Raw genomic sequence first — 20,545 nt, 5'->3', positions numbered from 1 at the left:
GGCGTGTTATCCTCTGGCGCGTTTCGCCGCCTGGTGGCCCGCGAGGGTGCCGAAGATGATGATATCCGCCACCGCGTTACCCCCGATACGGTTGCCGCCGTGGATCCCGCCAACCACCTCACCGGCGGCGTAGGCGCCGCGGATCGGCTGCCGGGCAACGTTCAGCACTTCGCCATCGGTGTTAATGGTCACGCCGCCCATGGTGTGGTGCACCCCCGGGGCGATACGAATGGCGTGGAACGGACCTTCGTTAATCGGCGCGCGCAGCGCGGTGGTACGGCCAAACTGTTCATCATGCTGTTTTTCCACCGCCCCGTTGTAGCACTCGAGGGTGGCGAGGAAGGCATGGTAATCCATCCCCAGTTTCTCCGCCAGTTCACGCGGCGAGCTGGCGCTGGTGACGAAGCCTTTGGCGATGTACTCATCGGCGGCTTTGTTTTTCGCCCGTACATGTTCGTCAAAGACGATGTACGCATAGTGTTCCGGCAGGGCGATAATCGCCGCGGAGACTTTATCGCGGGTCTCCATTTCGTTGAAGAAGCGGTTACCCTGCTGGTTGACGAGGATCGCCCCACCGCCGCGAATCGACTCGGAAATCAGATAGGAGGTCTGCTGTTCAACGGTCGGGTGAATTTGAATTTCGCCCATATCCACCGTGTCGGCGCCGATACGCTCCAGCAGCGCGATACCGCTCCCGGTGGCCCCTTTGTGGTTGGTGGTGACGAACCCTTCGAGGTCAGGACGATACTTCACCACCATCGCGCTGTTGGCGCTGAAGCCGCCGGTGGCCACCACAATGCTTTTGCTCTGGACTTCAATGATCTCGTTTTCGTCGTTGATCAGACGCACGCCGCTGACTTCATCGCCGCTCATCAGGATCTCCTCCACCGAGGTATCCAGCAGGACGTCGATGCCGCGTTTGGTGATGTTGCGCACCAGGCCGCTAATCAGATAGCCGCCGACCGCTGACCCGTCGCGCGGACGGTGGGTGCGGTCAATGCTCATCCCGCCGGTGGTGGTGATATCGTTGAGCATAATGCCGCGGTCAGCCAGCCATTCAATGGCTTGCGGGGCATTCTCCACGAAGCGGCGCAGCAGCTGCGGGTTGTTTTTATTGTGCCCGCCTTTCAGGGTTTCCCGATAGAACAGCTCTTTGCTGTCCTGAATGCCTTTCACGCGCTGGAAGCGGGTCTCCGCCGCGTTCATCCCGGCGGAAGCCTTGATGGTGTTCCCGCCAATGGTCGGCATTTTCTCGACGATCAGCACGCTGGCGCCTTCGTCGTGAGCCTGAATGGCGGCCGCCAGACCGGCGCCGCCGCTGCCGACCACCACCACATCATAGCTTTTCGGCGCGGCGTCATTGCCGCCCTCTTCCGCCGCCAGCGCTTTGCTCGATTTCAGCATCGCTTTGGCGACCGCTTTTTTCACCGCCTCGCTCTGGCTGGTGGCCCCGGAAATAGCGTCCACGTGCGGGGTATTGGCGGTCAGAATACGTTCGCGGATCTCTTCGAAGCTGGTGGTGAACTCCACGGTCTGCACCGGGCTCGCCGCCAGTTCGATATCGGCGATATGGTCATTTTCGAGGCTGACGTTGATCACCAGCTCATTGGCGTCATCCTGAACGGTTTCAACAAACATCCCCGGCTTAAATTTGGCGTCGCCCATGCTCATGTCGCGGATCATCGCTTCCACCAGCGAGAAGCGCCACAGCGGTTCCGGAATATGCAGCGCCTCGCGCTGGGTGCTGTCGATAAACAGCTCCAGCTCTTCACCCGCGGCGATACGAGCCGCCCAGTCCGGATAGGCGATGCAGGCGCGGCCCACGGCGATCAGGTCATAGCCGTGATCGAGGCCCAGCTCGGCATCGGCGACGTTAACCACCCCGCCGACGCCCATCACCGGCACCTGAGCCAGAGTGTCAGAGCGCATGGCGCAGTATTTCTCAATCAGCGGCGTTGGGTCGCAGGTATCAACGATAGAGGGACGCAGAGTCGCGCCCACCGAGAAGTGCAGATAATCGACGCCGCGAGCGGCCAGTTTTTCCAGCAGATACATGGTGTCGTCGAAGCGGATCCCCGGGACCTCCATCTCTTCCGGCGAGAAGCGGTAACCGATGATAAAGGCATCGTCAGCGTACTGGCGGGCCATTTTATGGGTGATGTCGAGCACCGCCAGCGGGAAACGAGCGCGATTGTCGCGGCTACCGCCCCACTCATCGTCGCGCTGGTTGGAGTTCGGCGAATAGAACTGCTGAATGAGATAGGTGTTAGCCCCGTGAATTTCGACCCCGTCGAAACCGGCGAGGATAGCGCGACGGACCCCATCGCCAAACTTGGCGATCATGGCTTCCACTTCGTCTCCGCTCAGCGCCCGCGGCATCGCGGCGCCCTCACGCGGGGCGGCGATAGCGCTCGGCGCCACCGGCTGGCGACCGCCGATCAGCTGCGGGTCGACCATGCGGCCGCCGTGATAGATCTGCAGAATCGCTTTCGAACCTTCCGCTTTAATCGCTTCGGCGATTTTCGCCAGGCCGGCGATTTTTTCATCGTTATCGATACCGATAGCCCCCGGGAAGGCCAGGCCGTAGTCATCAATAAAGCAGCACTCGACAATAATGGTGCCGATGCTGCCGGCGCGAGCGCGATAGTACTCCACCAGCTCGCTGGTGACAGTCCCATCGAAATAACCGGTGCAGGTGGTCATCGGCGCCATGAGCAAACGGTTTTTCAGCTCCGTACCATTTGGTAAAGTAAATGGCTGCAGAATTCGTTCGTTACTGGTCATAAGTTACGCTCCAGATTTTAAAATATTAAAAATTCAGAATGGGGTGACGGAATCATTAATGGTTGTGGTTTTTTAATTCCTGTTGTCATGCCAATAATATAACGGGTTTTTTAGTTACTAAATCAATTACGTTAGTTATAAAACTATTTAACCCCAGCAATAACATCGCTACCTCTATTGTATTATTAAAATAATAAATAGCATTTACATAATACAAATGCACGATAACATTTCAGATACTTACGTTAACATTCACAACGACCAAACTCGCGCGCATTACAGTTATTATTCAGCAACTTACGAAACACATGGAAAAAATTAGCATTAATTGCTTATTTTTATTTTAACATTTACCGATATTTTCGCCAAAATAACACCTCATCACATAGGGTTATACTGATAATAAAAAAATAGTGAAATCACCTGCTTTTCTTGATCTTGATCAATTGCAACGGCCATTGAAAGCGCAATATATAAATAACCAATAAATTTAATTTAACGCCCATCAAATCGCGTTAAATAATCGCCCCAACGATACTCAGAAACGCAAAATAAAAACTAAAGAAACTTTTGTAATTAAAGAAACCACTGAGCGCATCGCTGGCGTAAACGTTATTTTCAACAACTTGCAGATACTCATTATGAAAGAGAAAAAGACAACCATACCGCCTGCCGGTGCAGTCAATCCAACGACTGCGAATAAAAAACGTCTCCTGATGATGGCGCTGCCGATTATCGTTGCCGTGCTGTTACTCTTCGTCCCGGTCCCGGACGGCCTGCCGCCGTACGCCTGGCACTACTTCGCTATCTTCGTCGGGGTGATCGTCGGGTTGATTTTTGAACCACTGCCTGGCGCCGTTATCGGCATCACCGGCGTGGTGGTCATCGCCCTGTGCAGTCAGTGGCTGCTGTTCAGTCCGGAACAGATGGCCGCACCTGGCTTCAAAATGGCCGGCGCCTCCTTTAAGTGGGCGGTGAGCGGCTTCGGCAACTCCACCGTGTGGCTTATCTTCGGCGCCTTTATGTTCGCCGCCGGCTACGATAAAACCCAGTTCGGCCGCCGCCTGGCGCTGATTCTGGTGAAATATCTCGGCCGTCGCAGCCTGACGCTGGGCTACGCCATCACCTTCGCGGATCTGCTGCTGGCGCCGTTTACGCCGTCGAATACCGCGCGCAGCGGGGGCACCATCTACCCGATTATCGCCAACCTGCCGCCGCTGTACGGTTCAAAACCAAACGATCCGAGCGCGCGTAAAATCGGTTCCTATCTGATGTGGGTAGCGATCACTGCCGCCTGTATCACCAGCTCGATGTTCCTGTCGGCACTGGCGCCGAACCTGCTGGCGCTGGCGCTGGTAAAAAGCATCGTCGGTATCAACATCTCCTGGGGCACCTGGTTCATCGCCTTCCTGCCGCTTGGCGTACTGCTGATCCTGACCATGCCGCTGCTGGCCTACTGGTTCTACCCGCCGGAAGTGAAAGTCAATAACGAAGTGCCGCTGTGGGCCGCTCGTGAACTGGAAAAACTGGGCAAACTGTCGCGCAATGAGATCCTGCTGCTGGTGTTCGTCTGCTTCGCGCTGATGATGTGGATCTTCGCCGCCGACTGGATTGAACCGGCTCTGGCCGCCCTGCTGGTTATCGTGCTGATGCTGTGGACCGGCGTGCTCTCCTGGAGCGATATCACCAACAACAAAGCGGCGTGGAACACCTTTGTCTGGTTCGCCACCCTGGTGGCGCTGGCCGACGGCCTCTCCTCTACCGGCTTTATCGCCTGGCTGGGTAAAGAGGGCGGCGCGCTGATGAGCGGTATCTCCCCGGGGATGGCGACCATCGTCCTGCTGCTGGCGTTCTACCTGCTGCACTATCTGTTTGCCAGCACCACCGCGCACACTACCGCGCTGCTGCCGGCCATGCTGACCATCGCCGCCACCATCCCGGGGATGAATATGGAAGTGTTCGTTCTGCTGATGGTGACCTCGCTGGGCGTGATGGGGATCATCACCCCGTACGGTACCGGCCCAAGCCCGATCTACTACGGCAGCGGCTATCTGCCGACCAAAGATTACTGGCGCCTCGGCACCATCTTTGGCGCCATCTTCCTGGCCGCCCTGCTGCTGATTGGCTATCCGTGGATGTCCATGATGTTCTGATTCATAACCGCCGGGACCACCCCGGCGGTTTTATCTTTATGGAGTAAGTGATTATGTCGACTAAACCGTTTGTTTATCAGGATCCGTTCCCGCTGGCGCACGACGATACCGAATACTATCTGCTCAGCAAAGCGCACGTCTCCGTCGCCGAATTTGACGGCCAGGAAGTGCTGAAAGTGGAACCGCAGGCGCTGACCCTGCTGGCGCAGCAGGCCTTCCACGACGCCGCCTTTATGCTGCGCGTCTCCCATCAGCAGCAGGTCGCGTCGATTCTGCTCGACCCGGAGGCCAGCGATAACGATAAATATGTCGCCCTGCAGTTCCTGCGCAACTCGGAAATCGCCGCCAAAGGCGTCCTGCCCACCTGTCAGGACACCGGCACCGCCATCATCATGGGTAAAAAAGGCCAGCGCGTCTGGACCGGCGGCGGCGACGAAGCCGCCCTGGCGCAGGGCGTGTACAACACCTATACCGAAGATAACCTGCGTTACTCGCAGAACGCCCCGCTGGATATGTATAAAGAGGTCAACACCGGCACCAACCTGCCGGCGCAGATCGATCTCTACAGCGTCGACGGCGACGAATATAAATTCCTGTGTATGGCGAAAGGCGGCGGTTCCGCTAATAAAACCTATCTCTATCAGGAAACCAAAGCGCTGATCACCCCGGCGAAGCTGAAAAACTATCTGGTCGAGAAGATGCGTACCCTCGGTACCGCGGCCTGCCCGCCGTACCATATCGCCTTTGTCATCGGCGGTACCTCGGCGGAAGCGACGCTGAAAACCGTCAAGCTGGCCTCCACCCGTTACTACGACGGTCTGCCAACCGAAGGCAACGAGCACGGTCAGGCGTTCCGCGATGTGCAGCTTGAGCAGGAACTGCTGCAGGAAGCGCAAAACCTCGGCCTCGGCGCGCAGTTCGGCGGCAAATACTTCGCCCACGATATCCGGGTGATCCGCCTGCCGCGCCACGGCGCCTCCTGTCCGATCGGCATGGGCGTCTCCTGCTCCGCCGACCGCAACATCAAAGCCAAAATCAACCGCGACGGTATCTGGATTGAGAAACTGGAGAGCAATCCAGGAAAATATATCCCTGAACATCTGCGTCAGCAGGGCGAAGGCAAGGTGGTCAGCATCAACCTGAATCAGCCGATGAGCGAGATCCTGGCGCAACTGTCCGCCCATCCGGTTTCCACCCGCCTGAGTCTCAACGGCACTATTATCGTCGCTCGCGATATCGCCCACGCCAAGCTGAAAGAGCTTATCGATAATGGCGAGGAACTGCCGCAGTACGTGAAAGATCATCCGATCTACTACGCCGGCCCGGCCAAAACGCCTGCCGGTTACGCCTCCGGCTCCCTCGGCCCGACCACCGCTGGCCGCATGGACTCTTACGTCGATCTGCTGCAGTCCCATGGCGCGAGCATGGTGATGCTGGCGAAAGGCAACCGCAGCCAGCAGGTCACCGACGCCTGCCACAAACACGGCGGCTTCTACCTCGGTAGCATCGGCGGCCCGGCGGCGGTGCTGGCGCAACAGAGCATCAAGAGCCTTGAGTGCGTGGCGTATCCGGAACTGGGGATGGAGGCGATCTGGAAAATCGAAGTGGAAGATTTCCCGGCGTTTATTCTCGTCGATGATAAAGGTAACGATTTCTTCCAGCAGATCCAGAACAAGCAGTGCGCCGGCTGTAAACAGCACGGCTAACGCCCCCCTCTGGCGCTAACAGCAGGCCGTCGCCGTTCAGGTGACGGCTTTTTTTATGCCCGCGCCGCGCCAGCTTGAATTCACTTCCTGCCCGGCTATGCTCAACGACAAGTCGTCCCTTGGATGCTGAAAAATAACAATAATTCCCTTTCCCGGGTTGATGCTGACCCTCGGGTCGACCGGGACGATGCCCCAGCCGTCGCGCCGCAGGAGGGTGACAAATAAGGATAACGTAGCGGCATTTCCGCCGGGTGGCGGCGTACGCCTTACCCGGCCTACAGGGGCCGTGCAGCCAGCCGTTAATTAACCCACTTGCGCGACTGAAACTGCCGGTGCTGGCGGCCTCAGCATCGCTGAGACGTTCCCGGAAGACGGGGGCACAAGGGGCGGCGGCGACTGGCCGCCCCCTGTGCGCTCCCTGCGCCATGAGTGACATAACGCAGAAGATCAACCGGGAGCGCAATCTGCCCGGAGTTAACATAGACGTTGTAACCCTGCCAACATAGTGCGAACAGGAACACTTCCGGTTGTGCCGTTATTTCCCCAGGTGGCGTCTGTTCCTTACCCGGCCGACAACGACTGCCGGGCACGACGACTCAACCCTGCGCGGCGTCAATGTCGTCAAACACCTGCTGCGCCAGATGCATCGTGGCATTGGCCGCCGGCAGTCCGCAGTACAGCGCAGAGTGCATGATCAACTCTTTCAGCTCATCGCGGGTCACCCCGTTGTTAAACGACGCGCGCAGATGCATCTTCAGCTCCGCCTCGCGATTGAGGGCAATCAGCATGGCAATGGTGATCATACTGCGGGTGTGGTGGTCGAGCCCCGGACGGGTCCAGGTCTCACCCCAGGCGTAGCGGGTGATAAAGTCCTGAAACTCTTCGTTCAACGGCGTCAGATGCTGCAGCGTACGGTCGACGTGGGCGTCGCCCAGTACTTTGCGCCGCACCGCCAACCCGTCCTGATAGCGCTGTTTATCCTCCATGGCGTTCTCCCTGGAAAAAGCTCAGCAGCGCTGAAGTAAAGCTTTTCGCCGCCTCAATGTTTGACAGATGCGATGCCGGCAGAACTACCACCTGGGAGGCGGGGATCTGCTGCTGCAGGAAATTAGCGTCACCGACCTTGGTGACAGGGTCACTTTCCCCGGCAATGATTAACGTCGGCAGCGGGATCTGCCCTACTTCGCCCCGCAGGTCGGCGGCGGCCAGCGCCTCACAGCAGGCGGCATAGCCTTCGGCGTCGGTATGGGTCAGCTGGTGACAAAGGGCCTCCACCACCTCCGGCGCCTTCTGGCGAAACGCGTGGGTGAACCAGCGATCCGCCGCCCCGGCGGCCACCACCGCCATTCCCTCCTGGCGTACCGCCCGCGCCCGCGACAGCCAGCTGGCCTGATCGCCGATGCGCGCCGCGGTGTTCGCGACGGCCAAACCATAAAAACGCTCTGGCGCAAAGCGGCCCAGCCACAGACCGGTCAGACCGCCCATCGAGATCCCGCAGAACCAGGCGCGGTCGATATTCAGATGATCGAGCAGCGCAATCACATCTTCTCCCAGCTGGGCGAGGGTCACTTTGCCATTTTTCGTCGTTTTACCGTGGCCGTGGGTGTCGTAGCGCAGCACCCGGAAATGGGCGGTTAACGCCTCTGTCTGCGGCTGCCACATCGCCCGGGTGGTACCCAGCGAGTTGGAGAGAACGATAACCGGCGCACCTTCCGGTCCGTCGAGTTGATAATCAAGATTCATCATGTTGCTCCTGATAACGCGCCAGCACCTGGCGCACAAAGCGTTCGGCGCTGCCGGTCGCCGTTGCCGGGTCCAGCAGCGTGGTTAAGCGTTCGCGGGAGAGATACTGACTAACCCGCGGGTCCGCCGCGAGCAGATCGACCAGCGGGCAGTGGCGGTCCAGCGCCTGACGGCACAGCGCCTCAATATGATGGTGCGCCTCAGCTTTGCCGATGCATTCCGCCAGCGCCAGGGTCACCGCCTCAGCCATGATCAGCCCGTGGGTGATATCGAGGTCGGCGCGCATCTTTTGCGGGAAGACCTGCATGTCGCGCACCAGCGCCTCGCTTTGCGCCAGCGCCCCGCCCACCAGGGTAATCAGCTCCGGCAGGGTCTCCCACTCCGCCTGCCAGCCGCCCAGCGCCCGCTCGTGCTGCTGAATCTGGCAGGCATAGAGGGTGGCCATCAGACCCGGGGTGCGCTGGGCGGCGGTCAGGATCGCCGCGCAGGCCACCGGATTGCGCTTATGCGGCATCGTCGACGAGCCGCCGCGCCCTTCCGCTACCGGCTCGCCCACCTCCGCCACTTCGGTCTGCATCAGCAGGGAGAAGTCATTAGCGAATTTCCCCAGGGTGCCGCAGACGCCAGCGAACCAGGCGCCTGCCTCCAGCAGCCGATCGCGCTGGCTGTGCCACGGGGTATCCGGCAGCGACAGACCGAGGTTCTGCGCCAGCGCCTGGCCAACCGCCGGTCCTTGCGCTTTCAGCGCGTCCAGGGTCCCCGCGGCGCCGCCGAACTGCAGCACCAGCAGACGCGGACGCATCTCCCGCAGCCGCTGCTGCCAGCGCAGCAGCGCGTCGAGAGTGCCCGCCAGCTTCAGACCAAAGGTCACCGGCAGCGCATGCTGCATCCAGGTCCGGCCCGGCATCACGCTGTGGCAATGACGGTCGGCCTGCCCGGCGAGGGCCGCCAACAGTCGCTCAAGCAGTTGCTCGGCGGCATCCAGCGCCCCGCGCAGCTGGAGCACCAGCCCGGTGTCGATAGCATCCTGACTGGTGGCGCCCCAGTGAACGTAGCGCGCGGCGTTTGGATCCCGCGCTTTTACCTGGGCCGTCAGCTGTTTCACCAGCGGGATCGCCAGATTACCCGCCCCCACAGCCGCCTCGCCCAGGGCGGTAAAATCGATCGCCTCGTGGCGGCAGGCCGCGACAATCGGCCCGACCGCCGCCGCCGGCACCATCCCGCAGGCGGCCTGCGCCTGGGCCAGCGCCGCTTCAAAATCCAGCATGCCCTGCACCCGCTGCGCGTCGCTGAACCAGTCGGTGAGCGGACTGCTGCGCAGCATCGGGGTCAACAAACTCATTCTGGCTCCTTAAACACGTTCAATAATCAGGGCGATCCCCTGCCCGACGCCGATGCACATGGTGCACAGCGCGTAGCGGCCGCCGGTCCGTTTCAGCTGGTAAGCTGCGGTCATCGCCAGGCGGCCGCCGGAGGCGCCGAGCGGATGCCCCAGGGCGATCGCCCCGCCGTTGGGGTTCACATGGGCGGCATCGTCCGGTAAGCCCAAATCACGGGTCACCGCCAGCGCCTGGGCGGCGAAGGCTTCATTCAGCTCGATCACGTCCATCTGGGCTAACGTCAGACCGGTCTGCGCCAGCACCTTCCGCACCGCCGGCGCCGGGCCAAAGCCCATAATGCGCGGCGCCACCCCCGCCGTCGCCACGCCGACCACCCGGGCCAGCGGCTGAAGATCGTTGGCCGCCAGCGCGGTTTCGCTGGCCAGCAGCAGCGCGCAGGCGCCATCGTTAACGCCTGAGGCGTTGCCGGCGGTGACACTGCCGTCGGCGCGCACCACGCCGCGCAGTTTCGCCAGCGCCTCCAGCGAGGTGCTGCGCGGGTGTTCATCGCGGCTAAACCGCAGCGGCTCGCCTTTACGCTGCGGCACCTGGACGGCGATCAGCTCATCGGCAAAACGCCCAGCCTCCTGGGCCGCGGCGGTGCGCAGTTGACTGCGTAAGGCGAACGCATCCTGATCGGCGCGGGAAATGGCAAACTCATCGGCGACATTTTCCGCCGTCTCCGGCATGGAATGCACGCCGTACAGGGCTTTCATCTGCGGGTTAATAAAGCGCCAGCCGATGGTGGTATCCTCCATCTGCATGCTGCGGCTAAAGGCGCTCTCCGCTTTACCCATCACAAACGGCGCCCGGGACATGCTCTCCACGCCGCCGGCGATCATCAGCTGCGTCTCCCCGCTTTTAATCGCCCGCGCCGCGACGCCGATCGCATCGAGGCTGGAGCCGCACAGGCGGTTGATGGTGCTGCCGGGCACGCTCTCCGGCAGCCCGGCCAGCAGCAGCGCCATCCGCGCCACGTTGCGGTTGTCTTCCCCGGCCTGGTTGGCGCAGCCAAAGATCACATCGTCAATGCGCGAAGGATCCAGTCCCGGGTTACGCTCCAGCAGCGCTTTCAGCGGTAGCGCCGCCAGGTCGTCAGCGCGCATCGTCGCCAGGGTACCACCAAAACGGCCAAAGGGTGTACGCACCGCATCACAGATAAATGCCTGATTCATCATAGGTTCCTTACGCGCTTTCCGCCAGTTGTTCAAAGGTCAGCGTCACCGGAGTGATGCGCTGCAGCTCTTCAAAAGAGAGACCGTTAAAGATTTCCCGCACCACCGGGCCGCGGTCGGTAATGTCGATCACCGCCAGGTCGGTATAGATCCGGCTCACGCAGCCGACGCCGGTCAGCGGGTAGCTGCACTGTTCCACCAGCTTGCACTCACCGTCGCGGGTCAGATGGTCCATCATCACAAACACCTGGCGAGCGCCGATGGCCAGATCCATCGCCCCGCCGACCGCCGGGATGGCGTCCGGCGCGCCGGTGCTCCAGTTGGCGAGATCGCCGCTGGCGGAGACCTGATAGGCCCCCAGCACGCAGATATCGAGATGGCCGCCGCGCATCATGGCGAAGGAGTCGCCATGGTGGAAATAGCAGCCGCCCTGCAGGAGGGTAACGTACTCTTTACCGGCATTGATCAGCTCGGGATCTTCTTCTCCGGGCTGCGGCTTCGGCCCCATGCCCAGCAGGCCGTTCTCGCTGTGCAGGAACACCTCTTTGTCGGCAGGCAGGTAGTTGGCAATCCGGGTCGGCAGGCCAATGCCGAGGTTAACGTAAGCGCCTTCGGGGATATCGCGGGCCACGCGCTGGGCCATTTCGTCACGGGTCAGTTTTTGCATCTCGGGCTCCTCAGGCGCGTTGTGCGGCAGTCAGGTTTTCCAGCGAGAACACGCGCTGGACGAAAATGCCGGGGGTGATGATGTGTTCCGGGTCGAGGTCGCCCAGTGACACCAGCTGCGAGACTTCAACGATGGTGGTTTTCGCCGCCGTCGCCATAATCGGGCCAAAGTTGCGCGCTGCTTTGCGATACACCAGGTTGCCCCAGCGGTCGCCCTGGTGGGCTTTAATCAGCGCGAAATCGGCTTTGATCGGATACTCCAGCACATAGTGGCGGCCGTCGATTTCCCGTGTCTCCTTGCCTTCCGCCAGCGGCGTGCCGTAGCCGGTGGGGGTAAACACCGCCCCCAGCCCGGCGCCGGCGGCCTGGATCCGCGCCGCGAGGTTGCCCTGCGGCACCAGCTCCAGCTCCACTTTGCCGCGGCGATAGAGGTCATCGAAAATCTGGGAATCGACCTGGCGCGGGAAGGAGCAGATCATTTTGCGCACCCGGCCAGCCTTAAGCAGCGCCGCGAGCCCCACTTCGCCGTTGCCGGCGTTGTTGTTAATGATGGTCAGGTCGCGGGCGCCCTGGTCAATCAGGGCGTCAATCAGAAAGGTCGGCTGGCCGGCGGGACCAAAGCCGCCGATCATAATAGTCGCCCCGTCGTGGATCCCGGCGATGGCCTCGCTCAGCGTCGATACGCTTTTATCAATCATCAGGTCGCTCCAGTGATGTGCGGTAATCGCACTTTTAATCGTTGTTCGCACAAAATGTGACCCGCTTAACGATGTCGGTCAAGGGCGATAATCGAAATATGGTGCGATAATCGAACATCGGTTATCTTTAGCGAAAGAATGTGATCGATGGCAAATATGGGGAACAGAAATGGACAAGCATCCAGACGATTTACTGACCGGCGACGGCGATCCGTTTAAGGGCGATCCTAACTTCATGGCCTCGCTGGCGCGCGGCCTGGAGGTGATTCAGGCATTCACGCCGCAGCGGCCCCTGCTGTCTATCTCACAGATCAGTCAGAAGACCGGCATTCCGCGCGCAGCGGTGCGCCGCTGCCTGTATACCCTGAGCAAGCTGGGGTTCGTTTATGCCGAAGACGGTAAGCATTTTCAGCTGCGGCCGCGGATCCTGGCCCTGGGGCACGCCTGGCTGGCCTCGACGCCGCTGGCGCGTTCGGCGCAGCCGGTGCTGCGGCATCTGAGCGAAATGCTCAATGAATCCTGTTCCATCGCCACCCTCGACGGGGACGATATCCTGTATATCGCCCGCGCTTCCAGTTCGCGGATCATGACCATCGACCTCGATATCGGCAGCCGCCTTCCGGCGTGGGCGACCTCGATGGGTCGGGTGCTGCTCAGCCATCAGCCGGAGGAGAAGCTCAACGACATGCTGGCCCGGGTAACCATGATCCGCTATACCCCGCAGACGGTGGATTCGGTGGCGAAGCTGCGCGCCGAGCTGAAACGGGTGCATCAGCAGGGGTATGCCCTCAACGATCAGGAGCTGGAGATGGGCCTGCGCTCCCTCGCGGTACCGCTGTTTAACGCCCAGGGGCAGACGCAGGCGGCGCTGAACGTCGGGGTGCATGCGGGCCAGATGTCGGCCCGCGAGATGATCGACCGCGTGCTGCCGGAGCTGCAAAAAGCCGCTCGCGAGCTGACGCTGCTGCTGCGCTAACGGCTGCGCTTGGCGTGCCGCTCCCAGGTCTCCTGCTTCGCTTCGGCCGATTTACGCAGCGCGACATAGCAGGCGCCGCTACCGCCATGATGTGGTAGCGCGGCGCAGAAGGCCTGCACCTCCGGCAGCTCTTCCAGCCAGCGCGCCAGATAGCTGCGGATGATATTGGCATGGGACTGGTCGTCGCGGCCTTTGCCGTGAACGATCAGCACATTGCGTAACCCCTCTTTCTGCGCCTGCACCATAAAGGCGAAGAGCATCTGCCGGCACTGTTCCACCGGCTGGCGCAGCAGGGAGAGGCTCGCCTGCTGGCTGTATTTCCCCCGCCGTAGCTTATCCAGCACACCGCTCTGCAGCCCTTCGCGCTTAAACTCCAGCGGCGTGGCGAGCGGTACGATATCGAGATAGCCGGTAGTGAGAAAATTATCCAGTTGCAGGGTGTCGACGCGCTGCGGGGCGCGACTGTTGCGCCCGGGATGCCAGTGCACGTCATTGTTACGTTTCAGGGGCTGGACATCTTCCATGGCGTCAAGAAACAGGGATTTGTCATCAAGGTTCATGGGCTCTCCTCCAGCGGCTGTCGCCAGCTACTATAGCCGCCTCGCGCTCCCCCCTCAACGCGTTTAGCCCCGTCTGCTGGCAAAGTGAGCGCGACGGGCGGTTAAGGAAACAATTGTCGACTCTGGCGGCGAAACAGGGTGATTAATGACGCCGTTAGCGGCGTCTGCCGGGTGTCGCGCCGCTGGATCAGAAAATAGGCCGCCGTCGGCAACGCTTCGCGGACGGGGATCATCATCAGCTTGTCCGCCATCATCGGATCGTTGCCGAGCTCCACCGGCAGGATACTGAGAAAATCGCTTTTCACCACCAGGCTGATGCACGACGAGAAGGTCTCGCACACAATATCCACCTTTGGCGCCAGCCCGGCCTGATTAAACCGGTCCTGCAGCTGTTTAAAGTAGCTGCCGCGCGGCGTCGGCATGGTCCAGTGGTGATCCATCAGCTCCACCAGCGAGGTGGCCTGCGCCGCCGGATGCCCCGCGCGGGCGAAGACCGCGAACGGTTTCTCAAACAGTTTTTCAAAGCTGAACTCATGGTCGTACGGCCCGGGATAGTAGGTGTTGATGGTGAAATCCAGCTCCCCCTGGCGCAGCTCATTGATCATCGCCAGCAGCTGGCCCTCCATGATCCGCACCTTCACCTGCGGATGCTGCTGATGAAAGCGGCAGATCACCGAAGGCATCAGCGACCGGGCGACGCTGGCGCCAAGGCCAATATTGATCTGCCCGGCCTGCTCTCCCTGGCGCTGCAGCAGTTCATCCTGCGCCGCCCGCAGCTCCTCGAGGATCAGGCTCGCATGTTGATAAAAACTTTCGCCATCGTCAGTCAGCGCCACCCCCTGGCGGCGGCGGACGAACAGCTGAGCGGAAAGCCCCTCCTCCAGCTCTTTAATCGCTTTGGTCAGGGCCGGCTGCGAGACCGCCAGCGAGCGGCTGGCGCCGCGAATACTCCCTTCCCGGGCCACCTCGACGAAGGCGCGAATTTGATGAAATTTAATCTGAAATGCCATGCTTTTGGTGATAACCGTTGTTTATCAGACGGAAGAAAATGACATCTACTGTAATCCATCAGGCTGTGGCAGGTTAAGAGCGTTAAGGCCTGTAGCGCGTCAGTGATAAACAAAAGCTATCACATCGTGAACGCCGTCACATTTTTTACTTATGACAGGATAAGCTATGCCGCAACTTGATGAATACCTGCGCCAGCTGGCGCCAGCCATGACCCAATGGCGCCGCGATTTTCACCTGCACGCTGAATCCGGCTGGCTGGAGTTTCGCACCGCCAGCAAGGTGGCGGAGATCCTCGACGGACTCGGCTACCAGCTGGCGCTGGGGCGTGACGTCATCGATGCCGACAGCCGGATGGGGCTGCCGGATGAGGAGACCCTGACCCAGGCTTTCGAGCGCGCCCGCGAGCAAGGGGCGCCGGAACGCTGGTTGCCGGCGTTTGAAGGCGGGTTCGCCGGCGTGGTGGCGACGCTCGACACCGGACGTCCCGGCCCAACCCTGGCCTTTCGCGTCGACATGGACGCCCTCGACCTCAATGAGCAGCACGATGACAGCCACCGCCCCCATCGCGACCATTTCGCCTCCTGCAACGCCGGCATGATGCACGCCTGCGGCCACGATGGACATACCGCCATCGGGCTGGGTCTGGCGCATGTGCTCAAGCAGTATGCCGCCCAGCTCAACGGGGTCATTAAACTGATTTTCCAGCCTGCTGAAGAGGGTACCCGCGGCGCCCGCGCGATGGTGGCCGCCGGCGTGGTGGACGAGGTGGACTATTTCACCGCCATCCATATCGGCACCGGCGTTCCGGTCGGCACCGTGGTGTGCGGGGGGGACAACTTTATGGCCACCACCAAATTCGATGTGCATTTTAGCGGCGTGGCCGCCCATGCCGGCGGTAAGCCTGAAGATGGGCGCAACGCGCTGCTCGCCGCCGCCCAGGCCGCCCTTGCTCTGCACGCCATCCCACCGCACAGCGCCGGCGCGTCGCGGGTCAACGTTGGGGTGATGCAGGCTGGCACCGGACGCAACGTGGTGCCCTCTTCGGCCCTGTTAAAAGTGGAAACCCGCGGCGAAAGCGAAGCCATCAATCAGTATGTTTTTGACCGGGCGCAGCACGTCATCGCCGGGGCCGCGGCGATGCATCAAGCCGGGTACGAGTTACGCATGATGGGCGCGGCCACCGCCAGCGCCCCGTCGCCGGCGTGGGTGGCGTACCTGCGCGAACAGGCCGCCCTTGTGCCCGGCGTGCAGCAGGCGGTGGATCGCATCGCCGCCCCGGCGGGATCGGAAGACGCCACCCTGATGATGGCCCGGGTCCAGGCGCGCGGCGGCCTCGCCTCGTACATGATATTCGGCACCGAACTGAGCTCCGGTCACCACAACGAGAAGTTTGACTTCGACGAGAGCGTAATGACGGTCGCGGTCGACACCCTGGCGCGCGTCGCGCTTAACTTTCCCTGGCAGCGGGGGGTGTGATGGAACCCATCTTTCAGTTTGTGGACGAGGTGATTGAGGCAAGCCGCGAGACGTATTGCGCTATCGCCGATGATATCTGGGATCACCCGGAGACGCGCTTTGAGGAGTTCTGGTCCGCCCGCCGGCTGGCGGACGCCCTGGAAGCGGAAGGTTTTCAGCTTACCCGGGATGCCGGCGGGATCCCCAATGCTTTTATCGCCAGCGTCGGCGAGGGCCAACCGGTTATTGCCCTGCTGGGCGAGTTTGACGCCCTGGCGGGTCTTAGCCAGCAGGCCCACTGCGCGGAGCCGACATCGTCGACGCCGGGGGGCAACGGTCACGGCTGCGGGCACAATCTGCTCGGGACGGCGGCTTTCGCCGCGGCGGTGGCCGCTAAAAAATGGCTGCAGCAGCACGGCGGCGCAGGCACCCTGCGCTTCTACGGTTGCCCTGGGGAAGAAGGCGGCTCGGGCAAAACCTTTATGGTGCGCGAAGGGCTGTTTGATGACGTCGATGCGGCCCTCACCTGGCATCCGGAGGCCTGGGCCGGGATGTTCAGCACCCGCACCCTCGCCAACATTCAGGCGGCGTGGCGCTTTACCGGCACCGCCGCCCACGCCGCCAATTCGCCGCACCTGGGGCGAAGCGCCCTGGACGCGGTCACCCTGATGACCACCGGCAGCAACTTCCTGAATGAACATATTATCGAGAAGGCGCGGGTTCATTACGCCATTACCGATACCGGCGGCGTCTCGCCCAACGTCGTCCAGGCCCAGGCGGAAGTGCTGTATCTGATCCGCGCGCCGGAGATGGCCGACGTGGAACAGATTTTCGCCCGCATTGAGAAGATTGCCCAGGGGGCCGCGCTGATGACCGAGACCCACGTCAGCTGCCGCTTTGAAAAAGCCTGCTCGGGCTATCTGCCCAACCGCACGCTCGAAGCGGCGATGTACCAGGCGGTATGCCATTACGGCACGCCGGCATGGAGCGACGACGAGCGCGCCTTTGCCGCAGCGATCCGCGCCACGCTCAGCGACAACGATATCAACAACAGCCTGAACAATATCGCCGGCACCGGCGGCGAGGCGGGGAAAACCTTCGCTCGTCGCCACCGCGACACGCTGTTGATTGATGAGGTGGCGCCGTGGGCGGCCACGGATACGCTCCTCGCTGGCTCCACCGACGTCGGCGACGTCAGCTGGAAAGCGCCGGTGGCCCAGTGCTTCAGCCCCTGCTTCGCGGTGGGTACCCCGCTGCACAGCTGGCAGCTGGTGAGCCAGGGACGCACCGCCATCGCCCATAAAGGGATGCTGCTGGCGGGGAAAGTCCTCGCGGCGACGGCGATCCGCTTATTCAGCGACCGCGCGCTGCTGGAGGCCAGCCAGCGAGAGCTCAGGCAAGCGCTGGCAGAACATCCCTACCGCTGCCCGATCCCGGCGGAGGTGAGTCCGTTGGTTTTACGCTAACCATACAGACCAGACCGCTCCTGACAGACGCTGACCGGCATCGCGGCACGCACCGACCATAATAATCGCCGGCAGTACGGGAGCAGGCCTGCCTAACACAACAACGACAACAGAGGAACGCCCATGAGTATGTCATCCATACCGTCGCCTTCCCCCGCCGGAAAGCGCTATGGCTGGGTAGAGAAGATCGGTAATAAGGTCCCGCACCCGTTTTTGCTGTTTATCTATCTTATCGTGGCGCTGATCGCCGCCACGGCGATACTCTCCGCCTTCAACGTCGGGGTCCAAAACCCTGCGGACGGGTCGCGGGTGGTGGTCAAAAACCTGCTCAGCGTGGAAGGGTTGCACTGGTTTCTACCGAACGTGATTAAAAACTTCAGCGGTTTCGCGCCGCTGGGGGCGATCCTCGCCCTGGTGCTGGGCGCCGGCTTTGCCGAGCGGGTGGGCCTGTTGCCCGCGCTGATGGTGAAGATGGCCTCCCACGTTAGCGCCCGTTATGCCAGCTATATGGTGCTGTTTATCGCCTTTTTCAGCCATATCTCTTCGGACGCCGCGCTGGTGATCATGCCGCCGCTGGGTGCGCTGATGTTTCTCGCCGTCGGTCGGCATCCGGTCGCCGGCCTGCTGGCGGCCATTGCCGGCGTGGGCTGCGGCTTTACCGCCAATTTACTGATCGTCACCACCGACGTGCTGCTCTCCGGGATCAGCACCGAGGCGGCCAAATCCATCGATGCCTCTCTGCACGTCAGCGTGATCGACAACTGGTACTTTATGGCGACCTCAGTGATCCTCCTGACCCTCGTCGGCGGTTTGATCACTGACAAGCTGGTGGAGCCGCGGCTGGGCCAATGGCAAGGCAGTCGTGATGACAAGCTGCAGACCCTGACCGCCGAGGAGCGTTTCGGCCTGCGCATCGCCGGCGTGGCGACACTGGCGTTCGTGGCGGTCATCGCCCTGATGGTGGTCCCCGAAAACGGCATTCTTCGCGACCCGGTTCAACACACGGTCATGCCCTCGCCGTTTATCAAAGGCATCGTGCCGCTGATTATCTTTTTCTTCTTTGTCGTGTCGCTGGCTTACGGCATCGCCACCGGCAAAATTCGCCGCCAGGCCGATCTGCCGCAGCTGATGATTGAGCCGATGAAAGAGATGGCCGGTTTTATCGTGATGGTCTTCCCACTGGCGCAGTTCGTGGCGATGTTCAACTGGAGCAATATGGGCAAGTTTATGGCCGTTGGCCTGACGGACCTGCTGGAGAGCGCCGGCATGAACGGCGTCCCGGCGTTTGTCGGTCTGGCGCTGCTGTCGGCTTTTCTGTGTATGTTTATCGCCAGCGGCTCGGCCATCTGGTCGATTCTGGCGCCGATCTTCGTGCCGATGTTTATGCTGCTGGGCTTCCACCCGGCGTTTGCGCAGATCCTGTTTCGCATCGCCGATTCATCGGTGCTGCCGCTGGCGCCGGTTTCACCGTTTGTGCCGCTGTTTCTCGGTTTTTTACAGCGCTACCGACCGGACGCCCGCCTCGGGACATACTATTCGCTGGTGCTCCCTTACCCGCTGATTTTCCTCGCCGTCTGGCTGCTGTTGCTGGTGGGATGGTATCTGGCAGGACTGCCCATCGGCCCTGGCATCTATCCGCGGCTTCCTTAAGCCGTTGAAGCGCCAGGGACGGCGGCTTACGCTTAACGCGGAACCTTCACTTTGACCTTGCGGGGGAGATCCGCGGCTCCGGCGAAGATGCCGAAAAGCGCGCGATACCCGCGTTCGAGCAACAGCGTGAGGCCATGGATAACCAGGCCGCTGAAGATCAATACGATTACGCCAGTCAGTATATATTGCATAGCCCCACCTCTGAGTTATTAACCGCGCCGCGCCGACGCGGCGGCACCTTCCCGGGCGCGCAAAGCTGCGCGGAGGACCGGCGTCGTCAGCTTAAAAGTAGCAAAAACCATGCCCGATAACCCGCCAGGATCGATCCAAAAATAAATCAACGTAACGGCCGCTGGCTGCCGGTCGATGATGCGGGTTTATCTTTTGGGAGTATAGTTGACCGCCGCCGGCGCGTGGTATCGTGTGGCCCTCGTGTACGATGGTGGATGACCGAAACGATGTTGACCTTGCTGCAGGATAAAATGGATACCCCGCTGGGGGCGCTGTGGGTGCTCTGCGACGAACAGTTTAATTTGCGCGCCGTCGAGTGGGACGAGCACCGCGATCGGATGGAAACCCTGCTCGATGTACACTATCGCCGGGAAGGCTATCAGCGCGTCGACTGCCGCAATCCAGGCGGTCTCAGCAGTAAGCTGAACGACTATTTTGCCGGCGACCTGGCCGTTATCGAGACCCTGCCTACCGCCACCGCCGGCACCCCTTTCCAGCGCCAGGTCTGGCGGGCGTTACGCGAGATCCCCTGCGGCCAGGTGATGCACTACGGTCAGCTGGCCGAGGCGCTCGGTCGTCCCGGCGCGGCGCGCGCCGTGGGGGCCGCCAATGGCGCCAACCCGGTGAGTATTGTGGTGCCCTGCCATCGGGTCATCGGGCGTAACGGCACAATGACCGGCTATGCCGGCGGCGTGCAGCGTAAAGAGTGGCTTCTGCGCCACGAGGGCTATCTGTTGCTTTGACTGAAAATGCGTTTTCGGAATTTTCAGGTAATTTTACAATCCAATGTGGCTGAATAATCTATTTTTAATCAAGCAGATATCAGCCTGTGTTGATTTACCCTGCTGATATTACGTGTTTCAGAGCCTGAAGACTTACCTGCTCATCAAAA

At 61.2% G+C, this 20,545-nt stretch carries 17 protein-coding genes; 7 read left to right on the top strand and 10 right to left on the bottom strand.

Annotated features, from left to right (window positions below; genetic code table 11):
* Window positions 1-6: 6 nt before the first annotated feature.
* Window positions 7-2,784: a flavocytochrome c gene (locus ABLV52_RS04755; protein WP_348890074.1), complete on the bottom strand. Its 2,778-nt coding sequence runs from the start codon at window positions 2,782-2,784 to the stop codon at window positions 7-9.
* A gap of 641 nt (window positions 2,785-3,425) precedes the next feature.
* On the opposite strand from ABLV52_RS04755, the gene ABLV52_RS04750 reads away from it, so the two are divergent.
* Complete coding sequence (locus ABLV52_RS04750) at window positions 3,426-4,937, top strand: anion permease (RefSeq protein WP_049092623.1); 1,512 nt, start codon at window positions 3,426-3,428, stop codon at window positions 4,935-4,937.
* A gap of 53 nt (window positions 4,938-4,990) precedes the next feature.
* Window positions 4,991-6,643 (top strand): class I fumarate hydratase FumA, encoded by a 1,653-nt coding sequence (gene fumA / locus ABLV52_RS04745; protein WP_023289520.1) that lies wholly within the window; start codon window positions 4,991-4,993, stop codon window positions 6,641-6,643.
* Between the two features lie 596 nt (window positions 6,644-7,239).
* On the opposite strand, the gene pcaC is transcribed toward fumA, so the two are convergent.
* The 6 genes from pcaC to ABLV52_RS04715 are packed head-to-tail and all read right to left on the bottom strand — an operon-like array spanning window position 7,240 to window position 12,304.
* Window positions 7,240-7,629 carry a 4-carboxymuconolactone decarboxylase gene (gene pcaC, locus ABLV52_RS04740; protein ID WP_023289519.1) on the bottom strand — a complete coding sequence of 130 codons (390 nt, stop codon included), beginning with the start codon at window positions 7,627-7,629 and terminating at the stop codon, window positions 7,240-7,242.
* The gene (gene pcaD / locus ABLV52_RS04735) at window positions 7,619-8,386 is read right to left on the bottom strand and encodes a 3-oxoadipate enol-lactonase (RefSeq protein ID WP_348890122.1); all 768 of its coding nucleotides are present in this window, start codon (window positions 8,384-8,386) and stop codon (window positions 7,619-7,621) included. Before pcaD ends, pcaC begins: the two co-directional genes overlap by 11 nt.
* On the bottom strand, window positions 8,376-9,728 hold the full coding sequence (locus tag ABLV52_RS04730; protein ID WP_110243817.1) for a 3-carboxy-cis,cis-muconate cycloisomerase: 1,353 nt from the start codon (window positions 9,726-9,728) through the stop codon (window positions 8,376-8,378). Before ABLV52_RS04730 ends, pcaD begins: the two co-directional genes overlap by 11 nt.
* 9 nt (window positions 9,729-9,737) lie before the next feature.
* Window positions 9,738-10,940, bottom strand: coding sequence for a 3-oxoadipyl-CoA thiolase (pcaF, locus tag ABLV52_RS04725; protein ID WP_048297434.1), 1,203 nt, complete (start codon window positions 10,938-10,940; stop codon window positions 9,738-9,740).
* A gap of 10 nt (window positions 10,941-10,950) precedes the next feature.
* A complete protein-coding gene (locus ABLV52_RS04720) occupies window positions 10,951-11,607 on the bottom strand; it encodes a 3-oxoacid CoA-transferase subunit B (protein ID WP_023289515.1) in 657 nt (218 codons plus the stop codon).
* 10 nt (window positions 11,608-11,617) lie between these two features.
* On the bottom strand, window positions 11,618-12,304 hold the full coding sequence (locus ABLV52_RS04715; protein ID WP_023289514.1) for a 3-oxoacid CoA-transferase subunit A: 687 nt from the start codon (window positions 12,302-12,304) through the stop codon (window positions 11,618-11,620).
* Between the two features lie 169 nt (window positions 12,305-12,473).
* Here ABLV52_RS04715 and ABLV52_RS04710 point away from each other — a divergent pair, with 169 nt between their 5' ends.
* Complete coding sequence (locus ABLV52_RS04710; protein ID WP_131096238.1) at window positions 12,474-13,280, top strand: IclR family transcriptional regulator C-terminal domain-containing protein; 807 nt, start codon at window positions 12,474-12,476, stop codon at window positions 13,278-13,280.
* On the opposite strand, the gene smrA is transcribed toward ABLV52_RS04710, so the two are convergent.
* Together smrA and ABLV52_RS04700 are read right to left on the bottom strand one after the other, a co-directional pair.
* Complete coding sequence (gene smrA, locus ABLV52_RS04705) at window positions 13,277-13,840, bottom strand: DNA endonuclease SmrA (protein ID WP_032452707.1); 564 nt, start codon at window positions 13,838-13,840, stop codon at window positions 13,277-13,279. The two genes, ABLV52_RS04710 and smrA, sit on opposite strands and share 4 nt — an antisense overlap.
* Window positions 13,841-13,941: 101 nt before the next feature.
* Window positions 13,942-14,850, bottom strand: coding sequence for a LysR family transcriptional regulator (locus ABLV52_RS04700; RefSeq protein WP_044522727.1), 909 nt, complete (start codon window positions 14,848-14,850; stop codon window positions 13,942-13,944).
* Between the two features lie 166 nt (window positions 14,851-15,016).
* On the opposite strand from ABLV52_RS04700, the gene ABLV52_RS04695 reads away from it, so the two are divergent.
* The 3 genes from ABLV52_RS04695 to abgT all read left to right on the top strand — a co-directional run bounded on the left by ABLV52_RS04695 (window position 15,017) and on the right by abgT (window position 19,422).
* Complete coding sequence (locus tag ABLV52_RS04695; RefSeq protein ID WP_348890073.1) at window positions 15,017-16,327, top strand: M20 family metallo-hydrolase; 1,311 nt, start codon at window positions 15,017-15,019, stop codon at window positions 16,325-16,327.
* On the top strand, window positions 16,327-17,772 hold the full coding sequence (locus ABLV52_RS04690) for a M20 family metallopeptidase (protein ID WP_348890072.1): 1,446 nt from the start codon (window positions 16,327-16,329) through the stop codon (window positions 17,770-17,772). Before ABLV52_RS04695 ends, ABLV52_RS04690 begins: the two co-directional genes overlap by 1 nt.
* A gap of 123 nt (window positions 17,773-17,895) precedes the next feature.
* The gene (gene abgT / locus ABLV52_RS04685) at window positions 17,896-19,422 is read left to right on the top strand and encodes a p-aminobenzoyl-glutamate transporter (protein ID WP_044522707.1); all 1,527 of its coding nucleotides are present in this window, start codon (window positions 17,896-17,898) and stop codon (window positions 19,420-19,422) included.
* A gap of 32 nt (window positions 19,423-19,454) precedes the next feature.
* Here the strand turns inward: abgT and ABLV52_RS04680 are convergent, their stop codons facing one another.
* Window positions 19,455-19,613, bottom strand: a complete 159-nt coding sequence (locus tag ABLV52_RS04680) for a hypothetical protein (RefSeq protein ID WP_023289507.1) — start codon at window positions 19,611-19,613, stop codon at window positions 19,455-19,457.
* Window positions 19,614-19,880: 267 nt separating this feature from the next.
* Between ABLV52_RS04680 and ogt the strand changes: the two genes are divergently transcribed.
* Window positions 19,881-20,396 carry a methylated-DNA--[protein]-cysteine S-methyltransferase gene (ogt, locus tag ABLV52_RS04675; protein ID WP_023289506.1) on the top strand — a complete coding sequence of 172 codons (516 nt, stop codon included), beginning with the start codon at window positions 19,881-19,883 and terminating at the stop codon, window positions 20,394-20,396.
* Window positions 20,397-20,545 lie beyond the last annotated feature (149 nt).

The organism is Klebsiella sp. GB_Kp056 (genome assembly GCF_040064755.1).
Taxonomy (GTDB): domain Bacteria; phylum Pseudomonadota; class Gammaproteobacteria; order Enterobacterales; family Enterobacteriaceae; genus Klebsiella; species Klebsiella quasipneumoniae.
The sequence above is the reverse complement of the archived record's forward strand: the minus strand, read 5'-3'. Positions and strand labels throughout refer to the sequence as shown.